The sequence below is a fragment of the Sphingomonas sp. Leaf32 genome (assembly GCF_001421765.1).
Lineage (GTDB): Bacteria > Pseudomonadota > Alphaproteobacteria > Sphingomonadales > Sphingomonadaceae > Sphingomonas.
Window position 1 is genome coordinate 277,490 of sequence record NZ_LMLA01000007.1, and the last position, 20,604, is coordinate 298,093.

Annotated in this window: 24 protein-coding genes; 17 read left to right on the top strand and 7 right to left on the bottom strand. The window is 70.0% G+C overall.

Annotation, left to right across the window (positions count from 1 at the left end; translation table 11 throughout):
- Positions 1 to 41: 41 nt before the first annotated feature.
- Together ASE83_RS09040 and ASE83_RS09045 are read left to right on the top strand one after the other, a co-directional pair.
- Entirely contained in the window at positions 42 to 512 is a 471-nt protein-coding gene (locus tag ASE83_RS09040) for a GtrA family protein (RefSeq protein WP_235513192.1), read from the top strand.
- A 1-nt stretch (position 513) separates the two neighbouring features.
- A complete protein-coding gene (locus ASE83_RS09045) occupies positions 514 to 1,236 on the top strand; it encodes a class I SAM-dependent methyltransferase (protein ID WP_055788458.1) in 723 nt (240 codons plus the stop codon).
- Positions 1,237 to 1,548: 312 nt separating this feature from the next.
- On the opposite strand, the gene ASE83_RS09050 is transcribed toward ASE83_RS09045, so the two are convergent.
- Together ASE83_RS09050 and ASE83_RS09055 are read right to left on the bottom strand one after the other, a co-directional pair.
- The gene (locus tag ASE83_RS09050; RefSeq protein WP_055788461.1) at positions 1,549 to 2,775 is read right to left on the bottom strand and encodes an ABC transporter permease; all 1,227 of its coding nucleotides are present in this window, start codon (positions 2,773 to 2,775) and stop codon (positions 1,549 to 1,551) included.
- Positions 2,772 to 3,692: an ABC transporter ATP-binding protein gene (locus tag ASE83_RS09055; protein WP_055788464.1), complete on the bottom strand. Its 921-nt coding sequence runs from the start codon at positions 3,690 to 3,692 to the stop codon at positions 2,772 to 2,774. Before ASE83_RS09055 ends, ASE83_RS09050 begins: the two co-directional genes overlap by 4 nt.
- Before the next feature lie 59 nt (positions 3,693 to 3,751).
- Between ASE83_RS09055 and queG the strand changes: the two genes are divergently transcribed.
- Positions 3,752 to 4,831 (top strand): tRNA epoxyqueuosine(34) reductase QueG, encoded by a 1,080-nt coding sequence (queG, locus tag ASE83_RS09060; protein ID WP_055788467.1) that lies wholly within the window; start codon positions 3,752 to 3,754, stop codon positions 4,829 to 4,831.
- 442 nt (positions 4,832 to 5,273) lie between these two features.
- On the opposite strand, the gene ASE83_RS09065 is transcribed toward queG, so the two are convergent.
- The 3 genes from ASE83_RS09065 to ASE83_RS09075 form a co-directional block, all read right to left on the bottom strand.
- Positions 5,274 to 6,746: a GGDEF domain-containing protein gene (locus tag ASE83_RS09065; protein ID WP_055788470.1), complete on the bottom strand. Its 1,473-nt coding sequence runs from the start codon at positions 6,744 to 6,746 to the stop codon at positions 5,274 to 5,276.
- Positions 6,747 to 6,794: 48 nt separating this feature from the next.
- Positions 6,795 to 7,454, bottom strand: coding sequence for a peptidoglycan-binding protein (locus tag ASE83_RS09070; protein ID WP_055788474.1), 660 nt, complete (start codon positions 7,452 to 7,454; stop codon positions 6,795 to 6,797).
- Positions 7,455 to 7,523: 69 nt separating this feature from the next.
- Entirely contained in the window at positions 7,524 to 7,865 is a 342-nt protein-coding gene (locus tag ASE83_RS09075) for a hypothetical protein (protein ID WP_156352956.1), read from the bottom strand.
- Between the two features lie 98 nt (positions 7,866 to 7,963).
- Between ASE83_RS09075 and ASE83_RS09080 the strand changes: the two genes are divergently transcribed.
- On the top strand, positions 7,964 to 8,989 hold the full coding sequence (locus ASE83_RS09080; RefSeq protein ID WP_055788480.1) for a glycosyltransferase family 2 protein: 1,026 nt from the start codon (positions 7,964 to 7,966) through the stop codon (positions 8,987 to 8,989).
- 258 nt (positions 8,990 to 9,247) lie between these two features.
- Here ASE83_RS09080 and ASE83_RS09085 read toward each other — a convergent pair whose 3' ends face one another.
- Positions 9,248 to 9,499 (bottom strand): ribbon-helix-helix domain-containing protein, encoded by a 252-nt coding sequence (locus tag ASE83_RS09085; protein ID WP_055788483.1) that lies wholly within the window; start codon positions 9,497 to 9,499, stop codon positions 9,248 to 9,250.
- Positions 9,496 to 11,325 carry a cobaltochelatase subunit CobT gene (gene cobT / locus ASE83_RS09090; protein ID WP_055788486.1) on the bottom strand — a complete coding sequence of 610 codons (1,830 nt, stop codon included), beginning with the start codon at positions 11,323 to 11,325 and terminating at the stop codon, positions 9,496 to 9,498. Before cobT ends, ASE83_RS09085 begins: the two co-directional genes overlap by 4 nt.
- A gap of 230 nt (positions 11,326 to 11,555) precedes the next feature.
- On the opposite strand from cobT, the gene ASE83_RS09095 reads away from it, so the two are divergent.
- The 13 genes from ASE83_RS09095 to ASE83_RS09155 are packed head-to-tail and all read left to right on the top strand — an operon-like array spanning position 11,556 to position 20,603.
- Positions 11,556 to 12,173 (top strand): flagellar basal body rod C-terminal domain-containing protein, encoded by a 618-nt coding sequence (locus ASE83_RS09095; protein WP_055788489.1) that lies wholly within the window; start codon positions 11,556 to 11,558, stop codon positions 12,171 to 12,173.
- The gene (locus ASE83_RS09100) at positions 12,170 to 12,928 is read left to right on the top strand and encodes a flagellar hook-basal body protein (protein WP_055788493.1); all 759 of its coding nucleotides are present in this window, start codon (positions 12,170 to 12,172) and stop codon (positions 12,926 to 12,928) included. The genes ASE83_RS09095 and ASE83_RS09100 overlap by 4 nt, the downstream gene beginning before the upstream one ends.
- Before the next feature lie 11 nt (positions 12,929 to 12,939).
- On the top strand, positions 12,940 to 13,827 hold the full coding sequence (locus tag ASE83_RS09105; RefSeq protein ID WP_235513214.1) for a flagellar basal body L-ring protein FlgH: 888 nt from the start codon (positions 12,940 to 12,942) through the stop codon (positions 13,825 to 13,827).
- Positions 13,827 to 14,936, top strand: coding sequence for a flagellar basal body P-ring protein FlgI (flgI, locus tag ASE83_RS09110; RefSeq protein ID WP_055788499.1), 1,110 nt, complete (start codon positions 13,827 to 13,829; stop codon positions 14,934 to 14,936). Before ASE83_RS09105 ends, flgI begins: the two co-directional genes overlap by 1 nt.
- An 8-nt stretch (positions 14,937 to 14,944) precedes the next feature.
- Positions 14,945 to 15,280, top strand: coding sequence for a flagellar basal body rod protein FlgB (locus ASE83_RS09115; protein WP_055788502.1), 336 nt, complete (start codon positions 14,945 to 14,947; stop codon positions 15,278 to 15,280).
- Positions 15,281 to 15,282: 2 nt separating this feature from the next.
- Positions 15,283 to 15,690 (top strand): flagellar basal body rod protein FlgC, encoded by a 408-nt coding sequence (locus tag ASE83_RS09120; RefSeq protein ID WP_055788505.1) that lies wholly within the window; start codon positions 15,283 to 15,285, stop codon positions 15,688 to 15,690.
- Positions 15,687 to 15,983, top strand: coding sequence for a flagellar hook-basal body complex protein FliE (locus ASE83_RS09125; protein WP_055788508.1), 297 nt, complete (start codon positions 15,687 to 15,689; stop codon positions 15,981 to 15,983). The genes ASE83_RS09120 and ASE83_RS09125 overlap by 4 nt, the downstream gene beginning before the upstream one ends.
- A gap of 1 nt (position 15,984) precedes the next feature.
- Complete coding sequence (gene fliF, locus ASE83_RS09130; protein WP_055788511.1) at positions 15,985 to 17,151, top strand: flagellar basal-body MS-ring/collar protein FliF; 1,167 nt, start codon at positions 15,985 to 15,987, stop codon at positions 17,149 to 17,151.
- A complete protein-coding gene (locus ASE83_RS09135; RefSeq protein ID WP_055788514.1) occupies positions 17,138 to 17,440 on the top strand; it encodes a hypothetical protein in 303 nt (100 codons plus the stop codon). Before fliF ends, ASE83_RS09135 begins: the two co-directional genes overlap by 14 nt.
- Positions 17,437 to 18,081 carry a hypothetical protein gene (locus ASE83_RS09140; RefSeq protein ID WP_156352959.1) on the top strand — a complete coding sequence of 215 codons (645 nt, stop codon included), beginning with the start codon at positions 17,437 to 17,439 and terminating at the stop codon, positions 18,079 to 18,081. Before ASE83_RS09135 ends, ASE83_RS09140 begins: the two co-directional genes overlap by 4 nt.
- Positions 18,078 to 19,385: a FliI/YscN family ATPase gene (locus ASE83_RS09145; protein ID WP_235513194.1), complete on the top strand. Its 1,308-nt coding sequence runs from the start codon at positions 18,078 to 18,080 to the stop codon at positions 19,383 to 19,385. Before ASE83_RS09140 ends, ASE83_RS09145 begins: the two co-directional genes overlap by 4 nt.
- Positions 19,378 to 19,824, top strand: coding sequence for a hypothetical protein (locus tag ASE83_RS09150; protein WP_156352962.1), 447 nt, complete (start codon positions 19,378 to 19,380; stop codon positions 19,822 to 19,824). Before ASE83_RS09145 ends, ASE83_RS09150 begins: the two co-directional genes overlap by 8 nt.
- Positions 19,821 to 20,603, top strand: coding sequence for a hypothetical protein (locus ASE83_RS09155; protein WP_055788526.1), 783 nt, complete (start codon positions 19,821 to 19,823; stop codon positions 20,601 to 20,603). The genes ASE83_RS09150 and ASE83_RS09155 overlap by 4 nt, the downstream gene beginning before the upstream one ends.
- Position 20,604: the final 1 nt, after the last annotated feature.

The following is a 20,604-nucleotide window of genomic DNA, read 5'->3' on the forward strand; positions in this document are numbered from 1 at the left end:
ACCGCCGCGCATTCTACGGCGGCTGTCCCGCCATGGTGGCGGTGGCCAAGCGCTGTATCGGATGGCGCGCAAAGGACAAGGGTGGCACGCGGGTGATCGCGCGGATCGAACGGTTGATGGCGAACGGGATGCTGGGGCAGTTGATCCGCTTCGGCATCGTCGGGCTGTTGGCGACGGGCGTCTATTCGGCGGTCTATCTGCCGCTGGTCTATCATGTCGTGCCGACCGGCTATGCGTTCGTCGCGGTGATCCCGGCGTTCGTGGTCGCGGCGACCTTCGGCTGGTTCGCGCACGGCCGCTGGAGCTTTCAGGGGCACGGCACGCGGACCGAAGGCGCCGGGCAGCCGATCAAGTTTCTGCTGGTGCAGGGGTTCGGCATGGTGCTGAACGGCCTCTTCACCCTTGGCATGGTCGATCTGGGTGGCCTCGCGGACTGGACGCCGCTGATCCCCGCCGTGCTGGTCACGCCCTTCGCCACCTTCGCGCTCAATCGTTCATGGGTATTCGGATAAGATGGACCGCATCGTTTACGACCGCATGGCGGCGCACGACTCGACGCATTGGTGGTATCGCGCCCGCCGCGAGATCCTGGCCGATTATGTCGACCGCTATGCCGGCCTGAAGCCCGACGCGCGCATTTTGGAGATCGGGTGCGGCACCGGCCACAACCTGCCGATGCTGGGCGCGTTCGGCGAGGTCGACGCGATCGAGATCGATCCGGCCGCGCGCGAAATCGCCAGCGAACGGCTGGGCAAGCCGGTCGGTACCGCGCCGCTGCCGACGCTGGCCGGCGTGACCGGCCAGTATGACATGATCGCGGTGCTGGACGTGGTCGAGCATATCGAGGACGACGTCGCGACGTTCCGCGGCATGGCCGACCGGCTGGCGCCCGGTGGCAAGATTTTGGTCACGGTCCCGGCGCACCAGTGGATGTGGAGCGCGCACGACGTCGTGAACCACCACCACCGCCGCTATTCGAAGGCGACGCTGGCCAGGGCGATCGCGGATGCGGGGCTGAAGCATAACGGCCTGCGCTATTTCAACTCGCTGCTGTTCCCCGCCGCCGTGGCGGCGCGGGTCGCGGGCAAGATCCGCGGCAAGGACGACAGCGACGATTCGCCCCCGCCCAAGCCGCTCAACACCGCGTTCGAGGCGATCTTCCGGCTGGAGCGGTTCCTGATCGGCCGGGTACCGATGCCGCCGGGGCTGTCGATCGTGACGCTGGTGACGAAGTAAGCGGCGCTTGCCGCGACGTCGCCATTCGATCAGCGTGCCGGTATGGCAGGAAGCGATTATAAGGGTGGTACGTTGCCGACGGTCATCGTCGGGGTCGCGCTGTTCGTAGCGGTTCGCTGGATCGTCAACTGGTTTGGCCGATCCCGCAGTGGCTCTGACTAGGCCGTATCGATACGCTTTCCTCATCGTCCCCTGGACTTGTTCCGGGTCCACGGTGCGGCGATCGGTGCGGCTGGAGGCTGTATCGACGGCGTGCGCTGGCAGGTGGACCCCGGAAAACGTCCGGGGTGACGGTAGAAGGTCGTCCGCGACCTACCCCCGCCGGAACCACTTCCACTTCGGTCCCGCCGATTGCAGCACCCCGCGCCGGAACAGCCGCGCACCCAAACTGATGGTGATCGCGACCCACAACAACTGCCATGCGAGCGCCGCGACGTGCGGCCAGATGTCGGCGCTGGTCGCGGCGCGGCCGGCCATGGCGAAGGGGGAGCTGAACGGGAATAGCTCGGCCGCCGTCGCGACCCAGCTGTCGGGGCGGCCGATCGCGGCCAGTGCGAAGCCGAACATCGCCATCTGGAAGATGGTGATCGGCAGCGACAGCATCTGGATTTCGCGTGGGGTCGTCGCCTGCGCGCCGACGGTCAGGAACACCGACCCGAGCAGCATATAGGCAAGGGTGAAATACAGGATGTAGAGCAGCACGAACCCCGGAAAGCCGATCGCGGGCGCGATGCCCGACAGCCCTTCGGCAAAGGCGGGTGGCAGCAGCGCGCCGATATTGGCCCCGACCGTCGCCCAGAAGGCGAGGAACAGGATCGCCACGCCGAACATACCGATCAGCTTGCCGAGGAACACCGATTCGAGCGGCACGGCGGCGGCCAGCACCTCGATCACCTTGTTCGAGCGTTCCTCCGCCATGGTGCCGACCGCCTGCCCCGCCAGCATCAGCGTAACGACGAACAGTGTGACGACGGCAAAGGTGCCCGCCGCGCTCTTGCCGCCCAGCGACGTGCTGTCGCGTTCGACGCGGGTGAAGGTCGGTCGCGACAGGGGGGCACCGTTCAGGCCGGTCCGACGATCGCGCTCCGCCTGTTCGGCCAGCGCCGCCAGATATTTGACGGTGGTGGAGGTCACGTTGGCATGGATCAGCTGCGGCCGGTCGAGCGGACCGTAGAGGACCGAGGGGACGTCCACCGCCGGATCGGACAGCAGCGCGCGCGCCTGTGCGGGGGGATCGGCGGCAGGGGCGATGGTGGCGAGCGGCGGCAGGCCGCGTTCGTCGGCGATGGCGGGGCGGATTCGCGCGTCGGCGGCCCGCAGCCGCGCGGCATCCGCCGGCGTGGCGATGGCGTAGAGCTTTTCCTTGCCCTCCGCGGTCTGGCCGACGGTCATCGCTCCCAGGCTGCCCATCGCCCCGAAGCCGGCGAACAGCAACGGGGCGAGCAGGAAGAGGAGGAACATCGGCGTCATCACCGTCGCGGTGAAATCGCGCCGGGCGATGGTCAGCGTCTGGCGGATCAGCTTGCGCGGATTGTTCATGCCGCATCCTCCCGCGCGGCATCGCCGACGATCCGAACGAATGCGTCGTGCAGCCCCGGCCGTTCGATCGACAGCCCCGAAATACCGTAGCCCGCGTCGATCAACCGCACCAATATTCCTTCGATGCCGTCCGCCGGCAGGGTGAAGCGCCAGCCGCCGCGATCCTCCTGCGCATCGGTGGGCAGCAGGCCCGCGATACCGGGCGCGGGGCGATGCGGCACATAATGCGCCTTCATCGGCAGCAGCGCGCGGGCATCGTCCACCGTCCCTTCGAAGCGGCGACGCCCCCCGGCGATGACGCACAGCCGGTCGCACAGCCGTTCGGCATGGGCCATGACGTGCGTCGAGAACAGGATGGTCGCGCCCCGGTCGCGCTCGGCGCGGATCAGCGCCTCCAGCCGTTCCTGATTGACCGGATCGAGACCGGAAAAGGGTTCGTCGAGGACGAGGAAATCGGGCTGGTGCACTACGCTGCCGAGCAGTTGCACGAATTGCGCCATGCCCTTGGACAATTTGCGGATCTTGCTGTCGATCGCATGACCCAGGCCCGCCTGTTCGAGCATCGTCGCCGCACGCTTGCGCCCGACCGACCAGTCGAGGCCGCGCAACGCGCCCATGAACGCGATCGCCTCGCGCGCCTTCATGCCGGGATAGAGGCCGCGTTCCTCGGGCAGATAGCCGACCTGGTCCGACGCGTCGCGGGGCGAGCGGTGGCCGAGCAGCGTGCGGGTGCCCTCATCGGGTTCGATAATGCCCAGCAACATGCGCAGCGTCGTCGTCTTGCCCGCGCCATTGGGGCCGAGCACGCCGTACACCGCGCCGGTGGGCACGGACAGGTCGATGCCGTCGACGACCCGCCGGTCGCCGAAGCGCTTGACCAGTCCGGTCGCGTGCAAGGCCAGATGTTCGTCGCGCAACCGCTATCCCCCCAAACGACGCTCTTTAGCGTGCGCTGTGAAAAGCGTAGCGGGGGGAAGTGATCCAAGACAAGGCCCGCCCCATCGATATTGTCGCGCGGATTCGCGCCAAGGCGGCCGAATGCGGTTTCGTCGCGTGCGGCATCGCCCGCGCCGACGCCGCGCCGCGCACCGCGCAGCGGTTGCGGGAGTGGCTGGACGAGGGGCGGCACGGGTCGATGATCTGGATGGAGGAGCGTAGCCAACAGCGCGGATCGCCCGCCGGCCTGTGGAGCGACGTACGGTCGGTCATCGCGCTGGGCATGAGCTATGCACCGGCCAGCGATCCGCTGGCGCTGGAGGGGGTGGGCGACCGGGGGCGGATTTCGGTCTATGCGCAGGGCGGCGATTATCATGACGTCGTGAAGAAAGCGCTGAAACAGCTCGGCCGCTGGCTGGCGCAGGAATCGGGCTGCGACCTAAAGGTGTTCGTCGATACCGCGCCGGTGATGGAAAAGCCGCTGGCGGAGGCGGCGGGGCTGGGGTGGCAGGGCAAGCACACCAATCTGGTCAGCCGCGACCATGGCAGCTGGCTGTTCCTCGGCGCGATCTACACCACGCTCGACCTGACCCCCGACCGGGCGGGCCGCGACAGCTGCGGGTCGTGCGATGCGTGCCAACGGGCCTGCCCGACGGGGGCCTTTCCCGCGCCCTACCGGCTGGATGCGCGGCGCTGCATCTCGTACCTGACGATCGAACATGCCGGACCGATCCCGCTCGACCTGCGCGAAGGGGTAGGCAACCGCATCTATGGCTGCGACGACTGCCTGGCGGTGTGCCCGTGGAACAAGTTCGCGGCAGCAGCGGCGGCGAACCGGGCGTTCGCGGCACGGGCGGAACTGGCCGCGCCGCGCCTGGCCGACCTGATCGCGCTGGACGATGCCGGTTTTCGCGAAGTGTTCCGGGGGTCGCCGATCAAGCGGATCGGGCGCAACCGGATGGTGCGCAACGCGCTGATCGCGGCGGGCAATAGCGGCGATCCGGCGCTGATCGACCCGGTGCGCGCGGCGTGCGGCGACCCGGACGCGGTGGTCGCCGAAGCGGCGCAATGGGCGCTGACGAAGCTGGAGCCGATCGACATTCAGCCGATCCGAGGGTGATCGCCGGGCTACGTACGCCCCGTCGTCACCCCGGACGTGTTCCGGGGTCCATCGCGCGGCAATCGGTGCGCTTTGAGGCTCCAACAACAGCATTTGTGGCATAGTGGACCCCGGAACAGGTCCGGGGTGACGATACAGATGGGAATGTCGATCGGTCACCGGACGGATCGACATTCAGACGCCGGTGGGAGATGTCCACGCGACGACGGCGAAAACCCCCGGAAGTCGAATTTTCGCGCGGAGGCGCGGAGGACTCGCGCACGTGGCTGGTCGCAGGGTCGATTACCGGTCGGCCCGACATCGTTGCGTCGATGAGGAGAGTGTCGCTTTGCGTCAAGCGCCGTTCTCTGCGTTCTCCGCGCCTCCGCGCGAACCATCTTCTTTCTTCGCTTCGCCGCTTCGCACGAACATCGCGCACCGATACATTGAATGTCGACCGGCCCTATGCGGCCTGTAGGGCTAGCGCAGCGGGATCGAGCCATTCGATCCGGTTCCGCCCGGCATGTTTCGCGCGGTACAGCGCCGCGTCCAGCCCGCGCAGCAGCGCCTGTGGCTCCACCGGCCAGCGGTCGAGGTGGCAGGCGCCGATGCTGGCGGTCACGCGGATGCCGGTATCCTCCCACGGCACGACGATCGCCGCGATCGCATGGCGCAGCCGTTCGGCGATGGCGGCGCTCGCCTGCGCATCGGGTGCGTGCAGCGCCAGCGCGAATTCCTCTCCGCCCAGCCGTGCCGACAGGTCGTCGGGGCGGCAGCATTGGGCGATGGTTTCGGCGATGGCGCGCAACACCGCATCGCCCGCCGGATGGCCGTGGCGGTCGTTGATCGCCTTGAAATGGTCGAGGTCGAGCCAGAGCAGTGCCAGCCCGCCGCCGGGCGTCGACGGGGCGTCCAGCCGCCGGTGCAGTCGATGCTCGAACGCGCGGCGGTTGAGCAGGCCGGTCAGTCCGTCATGGTCGGCGGCCTGCTGCAACTGCGCCATCAGATCGTCGCGCACCGCCATCGCGCTGCTGATCGTCAGGGGCACGAGCGCGAGGAACGCGACCGCGATCCGCACCGAAATGACCATGCGGGGGATCGACAGATCCTGTCCGATATCGACCATCCCCAGGCCGATGGTAATCATGCACCCGCTGCCGAGCACCATGGTGATGAGCGCGGCGGTCGATACCGAATAGGTCATTGCGCACAGCAGCAGCGCCGGCATCGGGAACATGATGCTGCCAGGGCCATCGAACCAGACCGCGAGGGTACAGGAGAATGCCAGCAGGACCAGCGGCCAGACCGGCTTTACGACAGGCGCGGGCATCGCCGCGCGCCGCTCGCCCCGCCAGGGGGGCCGGACGGTCAGCATGGCCGGCAGGAAGATCAGGTAGTTGGCGATTTCGCTGGCGGTCCACGTCATCACCGTCTGGGTGGCCGATCCGTGGAACTGCACGACGACCATCGCCGCGCCGACCGACGCGGCGGCGAAGCTGCCGGGCAGCAACCCGACCGAAATCCGCATGACCGAATGGACCCGCCGCAGGCGCAGGTCACTGGCCCCGAGTCGGCGGAGCAGCAGCACGGCGACGCTGGTGCCGGACAGATTGGCGGCGGCGAACCAGCCGCCCAGTTCCGGCGTCTGGCCAAGAATCAGGTCGGCGAGGATGAACCCCGCCGCCGCGCCGGCCCATCCCGCCGGCCGGTTGAGATGCGGTGCGCGCAGCATGATCCCGACCAGGATCGCATTGACCGGCCAGAAGGCGACGGAAAAGGCATGGCGGGTGACAAGGCCCAGCGTCGCCCCGCCGCCGACCACGACGCACACCAGCAGGAAGGCGCGGAGCGCGCCGATTGCGGAAGCGCCGCGATCAGGGCGCGAAACGCGCCATGCGGGGGCGGTGGGCGCGCCGGATCGAGCGGTGGTCGACATGGCCGCAAGGATAGATGGCGATGATGAATAACCGGTAACGCCAAGGTATTACGCCCCGCTCGCCCGTCGTACCGCCGCCAGTTCGCCATTGTGCTTGCCCTGCACATGCGCCCAGTCGCGGAACTTCCAGTCGCCGCCCCATACCAGCCCCTCGGCCTTCGCCGCCTTGCCCAAAGCGCGGAAAAAGACATGGGCATCGGGTTCGCGCCAATACCAGCGTTCGTCGACCAGATCGGCGGCCCAGGCGGTGGGCAGGCCATCCGGCGTCTGCGCATTGTGGAAGCTGAAGCGGACCTTGCTGCTGCCGGCGCGGAACAGCCGCTGCTGCACCGCGACCGATCGCCAGCCATAGACGAGGACCGGCCGGAACCGTTCGGCGCGCAGCCGGGCGATCACCGCCGTCACGCGCGGGCGGAACCGGGGGTGGAGGCTGGCGAGCTTGCGTTCCTGCGGCCAGTTGCTGCTGTCGCCGTCCCAGCGGGCGGGCGCCGCGCGCAGCCGGGCGAGGGTGGTGCCACCGGGATCGACCCGGCCGTCGGGTTCGATCCCGAAACGGTCCTGCGCGGTGCGGATCGCGGCGATCAGGCGCGGGCCGGCGATGCCGTCGATCCCGCCCGGATCGATGCCGATGCGCAGCAACAGCCATTGGAGTGTGCGTACGTCGTCCGCACGGTTCGCGCCGCCTTCACCGACCGCCGCGTCGATCATCGCCCATCCTTCCTGTCGTTGCCGGGGGCGGGGACGCTGGCGGGCGAAATCCTACATTGCAAGCGCGGTTCAGCGCGGCCGGGCGCGCGCCGCCGCGATCTGTTCGCGCAGTGCGCGCGTGCGCTGGTCGAGCGCGCCGGTGTTCGCGAAGGCCGGCCCGCCGGCCCGTGCCTGTCGCGCAAGTCGTTCGACCATCGCGCTTTCGGCCCGCAGGGCGCGCGCTTCCGATCGGCTGAGATCGCCCTGTCGCCGCCCGTTGCGGATCGACCGGTTGATATCGCCCAGATCGCGGTCGAACGTGGCGGCGGGCGGGGCCGCCGTCTCGCGCACGGCGGAACGGCCCCCGTCCCAGATTTGCGCGCCGGCCGGCGTGGCCAGCGAGAGGAACAGGATCGGCAGCATCGCACGCATCGGCATTCTCCCGTGGGGGCGGGTGCATCCTATCGTCGTGCGATCGCCTGCGCCATCCGGCTTTTCCTGTCGCGCGGCTTGGGGTAACGCCAGCCCCCATGATCCGTCCCGCGCTGTCCATCGTCGTCCCCTGTTATAACGAGGCCGCGTGCCTCGACGTGCTGCACACCCGCATTTCGGCGGCGGCGCGCGCGGTGGTCGGCGACGATCACGAGATCGTGCTGGTGAACGACGGGTCGCGGGACCAGAGCTGGGCGGTGATGGAGCGGCTGGCGGCGGCCGACCCCCGGCTGGTCGCGATCAACCTGTCGCGCAACCATGGGCATCAGCTGGCGCTGACCGCCGGACTCGACCTGTGCGCGGGGACACGCATCCTCATCATTGATGCCGATCTGCAGGACCCGCCCGAATTGCTGGGCGACATGATCGCCGTGATGGAGGCCGAGAGCGCCGATGTCGTCTATGCCGTGCGGCGCAAGCGCGAGGGCGAGACCTTCTTCAAGAAGCTGACCGCCGCTGCCTTCTATCGCGTGCTCGACCGGGTGACCGATACGCCGATCCCGCTCGACACCGGCGATTTCCGGCTGATGAGCAGGCGGGCGCTCGACGCGCTATTGTCGCTGCCCGAACAGGCGCGCTTCATTCGCGGCATGGTGGCGTGGGTCGGGTTCCGGCAGGTGCCGTTTCCTTATGACCGCGACGAGCGGCTGGCGGGCGAGAGCAAATATCCGCTGGGCAAGATGATCCGCTTCGCGCTCGACGCGGTGACTGGTTTCTCCACCGCGCCGCTGCGCCTCGCCAGCCATATGGGGCTGGTGCTTACGGGTCTGTCGCTGCTGCTGTTCGCTTATATCGCGATCGGATGGATTTCGGGCAGCGCGGTGCAGGGGTGGACGTCGACGATGCTGGTCGTCGTGTTCCTGGGCGCCGTGCAGATGTTCGTGCTGGGGATGATTGGAGAATATCTCGGGCGGCTCTACGTCGAATCGAAGCGGCGGCCGCTGTATCTGGTCGCCGACGTCGCCGGGCCGGTGAAGGGGCGGGCGAGCCTTGGCTATCGCGCTGGGGACCGGGGGGACGTGACGGTGTCGCCGATCCTGCCGGAATTGCCCGAACAGCAGTAGACAGAGTCGGTTTCACGCGAAGGCGCGGAGACGCGAAGAGAAGAAGGTAGATTTCGCGCAGAGACGCGGAGGCGCAGGGAGGTTTCGCGCTGGGTGAGCGCGCGCGACCAGGAGGCGCCATCTTTCGCTGCAACGAAGATCAAGGCCGCTGTCGCGGCAGAAACCTGTCCGCGGCCGCAACCTCTCTGCGCCTCCGCGTCTCTGCGCGAACCCATTTCTCCTACTCTTCGCGTCTCCGCGCCTTCGCGTGAAAACGACTTACCGCCCGCCGACCTCGCCCAGCAACCACGACCGGATCGCACTCGCCAGGTTCGGCGGATCGTCGCTTTCGATCCGCACCGCGTCGATCGCCGCGACCAGCGCCGACAGCGGCAGCGACCGCCTAGCCGCCGCGTCCTCCAGCGCCGTCCAGAAGCCGGGTTCTAGGCTGATCGAGGTCGCGTGGCCGGCGATGGTGATCGATCGCTTCACCGGCCCGCGAAATCCGCCGGGCGGGGCGGCGGGCTTCATTCGGTGTCGAACAGCGACGCCAGCTGCTCGATCATCGTGCCGGCGAGCTGTTCGGCATCCATGATCGTCACCGCGCGCCCGTACCAGCGGGTCACGTCATGGCCGATGCCGATCGCGACCAGTTCGACCGGCGACTTGCTCTCGATCCACGCGATCACCTGTCGCAGATGCCGTTCCAGATAGCTGCCCGAATTGACTGATAGCGTGGAGTCGTCGACCGGCGCGCCGTCGGAAATGACCATCAGCACCTTTCGATCCTCGGGCCGCGCGATCAGCCGGCCATGCGCCCACAACAGTGCCTCGCCGTCGATATTCTCCTTCAGCAACCCTTCGCGCATCATCAGCCCGAGCGACTTCTTCGCGCGGCGCCACGGTTCGTCGGCCTGCTTGTAGACGATGTGGCGGATGTCGTTCAGGCGGCCGGGCTGGGGCGGGCGACCGGCGGCCAGCCACGATTCGCGGGCCTGCCCGCCCTTCCATGCGCGGGTGGTGAAGCCGAGAATCTCGACCTTCACGCCGACGCGTTCCAGCGTGCGGGCGAGGATGTCGGCGCTGATCGCGGCGATGCCGATCGGGCGGCCGCGCATCGACCCCGAATTGTCGATCAGCAGCGTGACGACGGTGTCGCGAAACTCGGTATCGCGCTCGATCTTGTAGCTCAGTGACTGTGCCGGGTTGATGACAACCCGCGCCAGCCGGGCGGCGTCGAGCAGTCCCTCTTCCTGATCGAAGTCCCAGGATCGCGACTGTTGCGCCATCAGCCGGCGTTGCAGCCGGTTGGCGAGCTTCGTCACCACCCCCTGCAACTGCACGAGCTGCTGGTCGAGATAGGCGCGCAGCCGTTCCAGTTCGTCCGCGTCGCACAGCTCGGTCGCGGCGATCACCTCGTCATATTTGGTGGTGAAGGCGCGATAGTCGAACTGGGCGTTCAGGTCGGCAAAGGGGCGGTTGGGGCGGACCGGCATCATGCCGCCTTCATCCTCGCCATCGGCCATGTCGTCGCCTTCGGCGTCGACATCCTCCGACATGTCGTCGGACCGGGCATCGGCCTGGTCGTCGCTGCGGTCCTCGCCGCGTGCCTCGACCTGGCCGTCGCCGCCCTGCTGCTCGCCCTCGTCCTCGCCGTCGTCCTGTGGGGTTTCCTCGTCCTCGCCCTCCGCATCGTCGCCGCCGTCATCGGCCTGTTCCGGCTCGACCTCGCCCTCGACCAGTTCGAGATCGGTGAGGATGCGGGTGATGCCGCGCCCGAACGCCACCTGATCGTCGACCAGCGCGGCGAGGCCGTCGAGCTGCGTGCCGGCGCGCTCCTCGATCCAGTCGGAGACCAGCGCCATGGCGGGGATGGCGGCGGCGGGCGGCATCCGCCCGGTCAGCCGTTCGCGCACCATCAGCTGCACGGCGGTCGACAACGGCACCTCGGCCCGCGTCCGCGCCCGCGTGATCGGGTCGGACCGCATCCGCATCGCCAGCGCATGGTCGAGATTGTCGGCGATCCCGTCATAGCCCGCCGATCCGACCGCATCGACCCGCGCCTGTTCGACCGCATCGAACACCGCGCGCGCCACCGCATCGCCCGGTGCCGCGCGGGCGTGAAGCGCGGTGTCGTGGTAGCGCATCTTGAGCGCGAACCCGTCGGCCAGCCCGCGCGCCTCCGCCACCTGATCGGCGGGGAGCGCGCGGGCGGGCATCGGCACCTTGATATGCTTGCCCGATGCGACCGGCGCGTCGGCGGTGAAGCCCAGCTCCACCTCCGGCTCCTCCGCGATTGCGCGCGATGTGCCGCGCAGGACGTCGCGAAACCGGTCGAGTGGGGATTCCTGTGCCATGGCGACTGCTTTGGGGATTGGCCGGAGCAAGGGCAAGGGGGTGGTGCGGCCCGTTCGGGCAAAGCCGGCGGGTTGCGGGGCGCAAGCACACACCTCTCCAAAACGGATACGATCCTGCGGAACCACCACCAAACCCAACCGGACCGTCGTTGAAGCCGCCCGTCGGCCCGCTCTACGCCAGGGCCAAGGACCGAGCGGGGGCTGGTGTGACCGATTTGATGGAAAGTGCCATGGCGATCCTGCGCCTGTCGTCGTCGCGACTGGCGCAGGTGTCGCAGAATGTCGGCAATGTGTCGACGCCGGGATACAAGCGCGGTGTCGCCTATCGCGCGCTGCAGGCGGCGCTGGATGCCGATGGCGTGGCGTCGACATGGCACGACCGGACGCAGGGCAAGCTGCAGGCGACCGGCGCGCCGCTCGACCTCGCGATCGAGGGCGAAGGCGCGTTCGAGCTGCGCGATGGTGAGCAGATGGTCGCGGCGCGCAGCGGCCAGTTCCACCGGCTGGACGATGGCCGACTGGCCGATGGGCGCGGGCGGATCGTACAGGATCTGGGCGGCGGCGACGTCGTGTTGCCGCGGGGCACTGTGACGATCCTGCCCGACGGCACCATATTGGACGGACAGCGCCCGGTCGCGCGAATCGCGCTGCGGTCGGACAGCGGCGGCGAGGCGGAAGGCGCGATGCTGCGGCAGGGCATGGTCGAGGCGTCGAACGTGGCGCTGGGCGACGAGATGCTGGCGATGATGACCGCGATGCGCGAGGCGGAGGGCGGCGCGCGGCTGGTGCAGGTCTATGACGAACTGATGGGCCGCGCGCTCACCACGCTGGGGCAGGGCGGGCGATGAGCGACGCGTTCAGTATCGGCGCGCTGGCGATGCGCACTCAGCAACAGGCGCTCGAAGCGCTGGCCAACAACATCGCCAATGTGAACACGGCCGGGTTCAAGCGGGCGCGGGTGCGCTTCGCCGACCTGTCGGCCAATGTCCCGACCGTGACCGGCCCGGCGACCGCCACGGCCGATGCCGGGGTCCGGTTCGACACGCAGCTTACCATCGACCAGCAGGGCGAGGTGCAGCGGACCGGACGGCCGCTCGACGTAGCGATCGAGGGGGCGGGCTTCATCGAACTGATGGGACCGGGCGGGCAGACGTTGCTGTGGCGCGGCGGCACGATGAAGGTCGATGCCGATGGGTTGCTGGCGAGCGATGGCGGCCTGCCGCTGCGCGCGGCGGTGACGATCCCGGCGGATGCGAGCGACGTGCGGATCGCGCGCGACGGCATCGTGCGCGCGATGCTGGGCGATGGCACCGAAGCGGTCGAATTGGGCCGGATCGAGCTGGTCCGCTGTGACGACCCTGACACGCTGGTCCGGCTGGACGGCGGGGTGTACCGGATGACCGACGATGCGCGCGGCGTGGCGGTCGATCCGGGCGAGGATGGCGCCGGGCTGCTGGTGCAGGGCGCGGTCGAACGGTCGAACGTGCAGCTGACCGACGAGATGGTGCAGCTGATGCTGGTGCAGCGCGCCTATGCCGCCAATGCCCAGATCGTGCAGGCGGCCGACCAGTTGATGGGCATCGTCAACGGGTTGCGGCGATGATCGGCGTGGCGATGCTGCTGGCGACGGCGATGGCGGGGCTGCCGTGCATGGCGTCGCGCACTCCGCTGGCCATCGGCGAGCCGGTGCAGGCGCGGGCGTTGCAGCCGGTTGACTGCACCGCCGCGCGACTTCCGGCGCTGCGCTACGACCGGAAATCCGGGCTGGTGCTGGCGGCCGAACCGATCGCCGCCGGCGTGTCGCTCGGGCGGTTGCGTCTTGATCCGCGCACGGCGGTCGCGCGTGGTGAGACGTTATTCCTGCGCTCGGCGATCGGTCCGGCCACGATCGAACGACGGGTGGCGGTGGTGCAGGGCGGCCGTTCGGGCGAGCGGCTGTTCGTGCGCGATGCGGGCGGTCAGGTGTTCGCCGCCGCGCTGGTGCTGGGGCAGGACCTGTTCCACGACGGCAACTGGCCGGCGCTCGCCACCGACCGCCGGGCCAGCGCGCGCGGCGACGTGCTGACCATCGTCGTCCATCAGGTCGCCGAATCGTCGAACGTGACCCAGCGCGCACGCCGCCGCGCGACCGATACCGGCGGCAGCGTCCGCCTCGGCGACGTGGACGAGGATGCCGGCATCCGCCTGGGCGGCGGTTTTTCGGGGCGGGGTGAGGTGCGGCGATCGGAACGGCTGCTGACCAGCCTGACCGTCACGATCGACGACATCCTGCCCAATGGCGACCTGCTGGTGCTGGGGCGGCAACAGGTGCGGGTGAATGGCGAGCGGACCGACATTGCGGTGCGCGGACGGGTGCGTCCGGCGGACATCGCCAGCGACAACAGCGTGTTGTCCAGCCGCATCGCCGGGGCCGAGATCGATTATGCCGGCAAGGGTTTCGTGACGCGGGGCAGCGGCCCCGGTCTGGTCGACCGGCTGTTCGGCCTGCTGGGACTGGGCTGATGCGGCGGGTTCTTCTCGGGCTGATGCTGGCCGGTGCGTGGCCCGTCGCGGCGGAGGCGCAGCAGGTCCCGATCAAGGGGCTGGGCCGCTTTGCCGGATGGCGCGACAATGCGCTGGTCGGATACGGCCTCGTCACCGGATTGTCGGGGTCGGGCGACACGCGGCGCAGCGGCGTCACGCGGCAGGCGCTGCGCAATATCCTCACGCGGCTGGGCACCAATGTCGCCGACGACCAGATCAGCAGCCGCAACGTCGCGGTGGTGATGGTGACGGCGGTGCTGCCGCCCTCCGCCAATGTCGGCGACCGGATCGACGTCAACGTGTCGTCGATCGGCGATGCGCGCAGCCTGGCCGGCGGCACGCTCATCATGACCCCGCTGCTGGGGCCGGACCAGCGGCCCTATGCGCTGGCGCAGGGCGCGTTGCTGGCCGGGGGACACCGGTTCGACAGCGACCTGAACCGCGAACAGCGCAATTACCCGACCAGCGCGATCCTGCCCGGCGGGGCGACGATCGAGATGGCGGTGCAGTCGAGCGTCGCGGGCGCGGATGGCGAGGTGTCGTTCCTGCTCGCCAGCCCCAGCTTTTCGACCGCGGAGCGGATCGCCGCGCGGATTTCGGCGCGGCTGGGCAGCGGCGCGGCGCGGGCGGTCAACGCCGACGAGGTCCGCATCCGCTATGGCGGCGCGCCGGGCGCGGTGGCTGGGTTCATCGCGGGGATCGAGAATCTGCCGGTCGAGCCGGACAGCGTGGCCCGCATCGTCATCAACGAACGCACCGGCACCGTCGTCGCGGGCGCGGAGGTGATGATCTCCAGCGTCGCCATCGCGCAGGGCGACATCAAGGTGTCGGTCGTGGCGGAGAACATGGCGTCGCAGCCCGGCTTCCTCGCCGGTTTCGCGGGCGATGCGCGCAGCCTGATCGTGACCAACACCGCGCTCGACGTGCGCGAGGGCGTGGGCGACGCCGCGCTGCGGCTGCCCAACAGCTCGGTCGCCGATCTGGTGCAGGCGCTGCACAGGGCGCGTGTCGATACCCGCCGCATCATCTCCATCCTGCAGGCGATCCGCGCGGCGGGCGCGTTGCACGCCGACATCCTCGTTCAATAGGGACCGACATGGACGCCATCACCTCGCTGACGCTGGCGCGTGCGCTGGACGGACTGCACCAGCGGCAGATCGCCACCGCCTACAACATCGCCAATGCCGGTACGCCGTCGTTCCGGGCGCTGACGGTCCGGTTCGAGGAGCGGCTGCGGGCGGCGGCGCAGCAGGGGCCGGCGGCGCTGGCGCGCGTGACGGCGCAGACGGTGCAGGGACCGACGCGCAGTAGCGAACGGCTGGACCTGGAGGTCGCGACGGCGAGTGAGACGGCGCTGCGCTATTCGGCGCTGGTCGAGATCGCCGGGCGGCGCATGGCGATCGACCGCGCCGTCGTCAGCGGGGGCCGCTAAGCATGGACGCCGCACGGATCAGCCGCACCGGCCTCGACGTCGAATGGCAGCGATTGCAGGTGATCGCGCTCAACCTCGCCAACATGAACAGCAGCGATGCGCCGGGCACGGCCGGCTATCGCGCGATGCGGATGGTGTCGGGACCGGTGCAGAGCTTCTCCGCGATGCTCGACCGGCCGGCGGGTGTCGGCGTGCAGGCGATGGTGGCGTCCACGGCCACGCGGCGGGTGCATGAACCCGGCCATCCCCATGCCGATGCCGGCGGCTTCGTGACCTATCCCGAGGTGGATCATGCGGGGGAGATGACGCTGATGATCCGCACGGCCCGCGCCTATGAGGCGAACCTGACCGCGCTGGCGACCGCGCAGCAAATGTATGCCCGCGCGCTCGAACTGGGCAAATCGGCATGAGCGGGATCGAGGCGATCGCGGCGATCGGCGCGGCGGCGGTGCCGGCTTATGCTCCGCCGGTCCCTGCGACGGGCGGCGGCTTCGGCGCGCTGCTGACGCAGGGCCTGCAACACGTCGATACAAAACTTGCCCAAGCCGACGCACTCGCCCGCCAATTCGCAGTCGACGACAGCATTCCCGTGCATCAGGTGACGATGGCGCTGGAGGAAGCGCGGCTGGCGGTCGAGCTGGCGATGCAGGTGCGCACCCGGCTGCTCGACGGGTATCGCGAACTGATGGCGATGCAGCTCTGACATGGCCGAGGCGTCTGCGGTCCCGTTCAGGCGGGTGATCCTGATCCTATTGCCGGTGCTGCTGCTGGTGGCCGGCGGCTGGTGGTGGCTGTCGCGGCCGGAGTATGTCGTGTTCGCGCAAGGGTTGCGCGCCGCCGACGCGGCGGCGGTCGTCGCCGAACTCGACAAGCGGGGCACGCCGTACCGGCTCGAAGGTGGCGGCACGACGATCCTGGTGCCGGCCGATCGCGCCGCCGATACCCGTGTGGCACTGGCCGGGAGCGAGGTCGCGGCACGCGGGCTGGTCGGGTTCGAACTGTTCAACGAATCCGACATGGGGCTGACCAATTTCGCCCAGAAGATCAATTACCAGCGCGCGTTGCAGGGGGAACTGACCCGGACCATCCTGATGATGGACGGTGTCGCCGCCGCCCGCGTCCATCTGGCGCTGCCCGAAAAGGCGCTGTTCCGCGGTGATCGGGCGCAAGCCAGCGCGGCAGTCGCGATCGAGATGAAGCCGGGGGCGGTGCTGGACCGCGCTCGTGTCGCGGGCATTCAGCGGCTGGTCGCCGCCGCCGCGATCGATTTGCCCGAGGCGCGCGTCGTCGTGCTCGACGGGGCGGGGCGGCAGATCGGTGGTGGCGTGGAGGGCACCGCGCCCGACGAGCGCGAGGCGCTGCGCCAGTTGTTCACCGCCCGCGCCAGCGATGCGGTGGCGGCGGTGTGGCCCGGCCGGGCGTCGCGCGTGACGGTGCGGATCGTCGCGGACGGGCCGGTCGCGTTGGACGGGGGTGAGCGGACCTTCCCGCTGGCGGTGCAGGTCCAGACGCCGGCGCAGCCGAGTGCCGAGGATCGCGACCGCATCGCCGAGTCGGTGAACGCCGCGCTTGCCATCGATACCGCGCGGGGCGACGCGGTGACGTTCGTCACCGGGCCGGTCGATCCGATCGCGATGCCCCTGCCGCCGACGCCGGTCGCGACCGGTTCCGTCGCTATCGAACCCGAAAGCACCCCCCTGCCGGTGGCATCGGGGTGGAGCTGGTGGATCGCGGCGGGCGCCGCGTTGGCCGTGCTGGGGATCGTCGCGCTCCTCAGGCGGCGGGCGCGGCCGGCGATGGATGTGGCCGACCAGGAAGCGTTCGCACTGCGCCTGCGTCAGACGCTGGAGGCCGCCGATGTCCGGTCCTGACGACAATCTGCACCAGATCGTCACCGAGTTCCGCGCGCTGCGCGAGGCGGATCAGCGGGCGGTCCTGTCGCGGTTGCGCTTCGACGAACGGCTGCGGTTCGAGGCGGTGCTGCACCCCGGTGCAGAGTCTTCCGGCGTCTCGCCTGACCTTGCCGCATTGGCGCGTGGCGAGGGCGCGGGGGTGACGGACGCGGCGCGCGCGGCGCTGTCGGCCGCGCTGGGCGAAGGGGTGGCCGCGCCGCTTCCGGTCCATCGCCCGAGTCTGATCGACCGGTTGTGGCGGCGATGAGCGCGTTGCTGAAATCGCCGCACGCCGTGGCTGCGCTGCCGCTGGCGACGGTCGCCCTGCCCGAACCGGTGGCCGATCCGCGCGACGCCGTCATCGCGGCGCTGCGGCAGGACGTCGCGCAACTACAGGCCGCCGCCCGCGACGCGGCGGCGGCACAGGCGGCGCGGATCGTCGAGGCCATCGAACAGGCCGGGCGCAAGGCGCGCGATGCCGTGCAGCGGGACGATGTTGCGCGCACCGCTTTGCTGGAAAAGGCGTTGATAGCCGCCCGCGCGGCGCTGGACGACCGGCTGGCGCTACTCGACCGGTTGGCCCCGGCGCTGGCGCATATGGTGCTCGACCGCCTGTTCGTCGCATCGGCGGATCGGGCGGCATGGGTCGAGACGATGATCGCGCGGCGGCTGGAGGGCTTTCGGCGCGAGGCGGTGGTAGCGGTCGCGGTGAGCGCGGCGGATGTGGACGACACCGCGCTCACCGCACTTGGCGAGCGGCTGCCCGGCGTCAGCGTGCGCCACGACCCGCAACTGGCCGGTGGGCAATGCCGGATCGAGGCACGGCATGAGACGCTGCCGCTGGACCTCGCCACCGAATGGGCGACGCTGGCGGCCGTGCTGGACGCGATGGCGGAGGGGCGGGCGTGAACCATCCGTTCCTCACCCGGCTGGCGGCGGTGGTCCCCACTCCACCCGAAGGGCGGCTACGCAAGGTCGGGCAGGGGCAGTGCGTGGCGGTCGGTCCCGATGCGACGCTGGGCGACCTGTGCGCGATCGAACGCGACGACGGCGGCCACGCGCTGGCCGAGGTGATCGCGGTCGACGGCGGTGAACTGGTGCTGGTGCCTTTGGAGCAGGAGGCGGGCCTGCGCCCCGGCGCGCGGTTGTGGCGGTCGGTAGCGGGTGGCCTGACCCCGGTCGGGAACGGCTTTGTCGGACGCGCGATCGATGCGCTGGGCCGCCCGATCGATGGCGGGCCGCCGGTCGTCGGCGATGCGCAGCGACCGATCGTGGGGCGCATCCTGTCGCCGATGGAGCGCACCATGCCGCACCGGGTGGTCGAAACCGGCATCCGCGCGATCGACGGCCTGCTGACGCTGGGCGTCGGCCAGCGGATCGGCATCTTCGCCGCCAGCGGTGTCGGCAAGACCAGCCTGATGGAACAGATCGTCACCCAGACCGGCAGCGACCGGTGCGTGCTGTGCCTGGTCGGGGAGCGTGGCAAGGAGGTCGAGGCGATCTGGCGGGTGCTGTCGGCGAGGCGGGATGCCGCGCGCTTCACGCTGGTCGCGGCGACGTCGGACCAGAGCGCGTCGTTGCGCGCGCGGGCCAGCGGGGTTGCGCTGGCCATCGCCGAACATTGGCGCGACCAGGGCGAGCATGTGCTGCTGACGATCGATTCGGTCACCCGGCTGGCGATGGCGCTGCGCGAGATCGGGCTGGCGGCGGGCGAACCGCCGACCGTGCGCGCCTATACACCGAACGTCTTTGCCGCTCTTCCCCGGCTGGTCGAGCGCTGCGGCGCGGCGGCGTCGGGCGGGGCGATCACCGCCGTCATGACCGTGCTGGCCGAAAGCGACGAGATCGACGATCCGGTGGCGGAGGTGATGAAGTCGCTGCTCGACGGGCATATCCTGTTGTCGCGCACGCTGGCCGAGCGCGGGCAATTCCCCGCCATCGACCTGTCGCGCAGCATCAGCCGGCAGGCGACGCGGCTGATGGAGCCGGCCCATGCCGCCGCCGCGCGGCGGGCGGGCGCGATGCTGGGCGTGTATGACGAAGCGCGCATCCTGATCGAAAGCGGCATGGTGCAGCCGGGGGCCAGCGCCGAGATCGATGCGGCGATCGCCCTGCGCCCCGGCCTGCTCGATTTTCTGCAACAGGGGCAGGCGGTGCGCGTGGCGTTCCGCGATGCAGTGGCGCAGCTGGTCCGGGCGACGGCCCGTGGCTGAGCGGACCCTTACCGCGATGCGCCGGGTGGCGGCGGTCCGCGCCGCACAGCGCGTGCTGGCGGAGCGCGCGTTGCAGGCAGCGACCGGGGCGGTCGCGGCGGCGGACGATGCGTTGGCGGGTGCCGGGGAGCGGGTCGAGGACGCCTTCGCGACATGGCGGGCGCAGGCGGATGCCGCCTGTTTCCTGCCCGAGATCGAACGGCACCATGCGGCGCAACTGATCGCGCGGACCGGGGAACAGGACGCGGCCCGCACCGACCGCGCCCAGGCGGAAACGACGTTGACCGGTGCGCGGCAGGGGCTGCGCCGTGCCGATGCGGCGGTGGAACAGGGCGAGAGGATCGTGCGCCGGCTGGCGCGCCGCGACCGGATGCGACGCGAGGAACGGCAGCTTGCCGACCATGCCGACCGGGTGACGCAGCGATGGGGGAAGCAATGATCGACCTGATGGCGAGCGGCGCGGCCGCAGCGTTGTCGCCACCGGTCCCGGCCGAGCGCCGGGACGAGGGCGGGCCGGCCTTTGCGATCGTGCTGGCGCAGGCGTTGACCGGACCGGAGATGGTGCCGGTCCCGATTCCCGAACCGCCGATCGATGCGATGCCGGTTGCGCCGGCAGCGGTGGCCCTCGTCGATCCGGCGAAACGGCCTGTGGTTGCCGATCATGCGATCCGCTTCGATGCGCGCGGCATGATCGCGATGGCGGCGGGCGGAGCGAATGCGCTGGTGGAAGCGCCGGTCGTCACCTCCCCGGTCCCGGTCGCGACCAATGCTACGGTCCTGTCGATGGCGATGCCTCGCGACGCCGTGATGCCGTCGAGCATCGGGGGTGGTCACGCAATCGCCGCGACGGCGGTGGTGGCCGTTCCCGCCGACCGCGCCGTGCCGGTCCGGCCGTCGCCGTCGCCCGCTCCCCTGCACGGAACGGCGGTGGGCGAGGCCCCGCCCGCGCCCGCTCCGCCAGAGGAACCCGAGCTTGCCGTCGCGCCCGCAGCCCGGCCCTGCGCCCGCCTTGCCGCGATGGCGCAGGGCGCGCCGCAGGTCGCGGTCATCGCGCTGGCCGAGGGCCTCGCAGTGTCGGCGGCGGTGGGGGCGTTGTCCGAGGGCGAGCGTCACCGGATGCGCGACGCGATCGCCGCCACCCTGTCGCGCCACGGGCTTCGCCCGCGCGCCGTCACCCTGCTGGCGATGCCGGCTCCCACCTTGCGCACGGAGCGCTGAA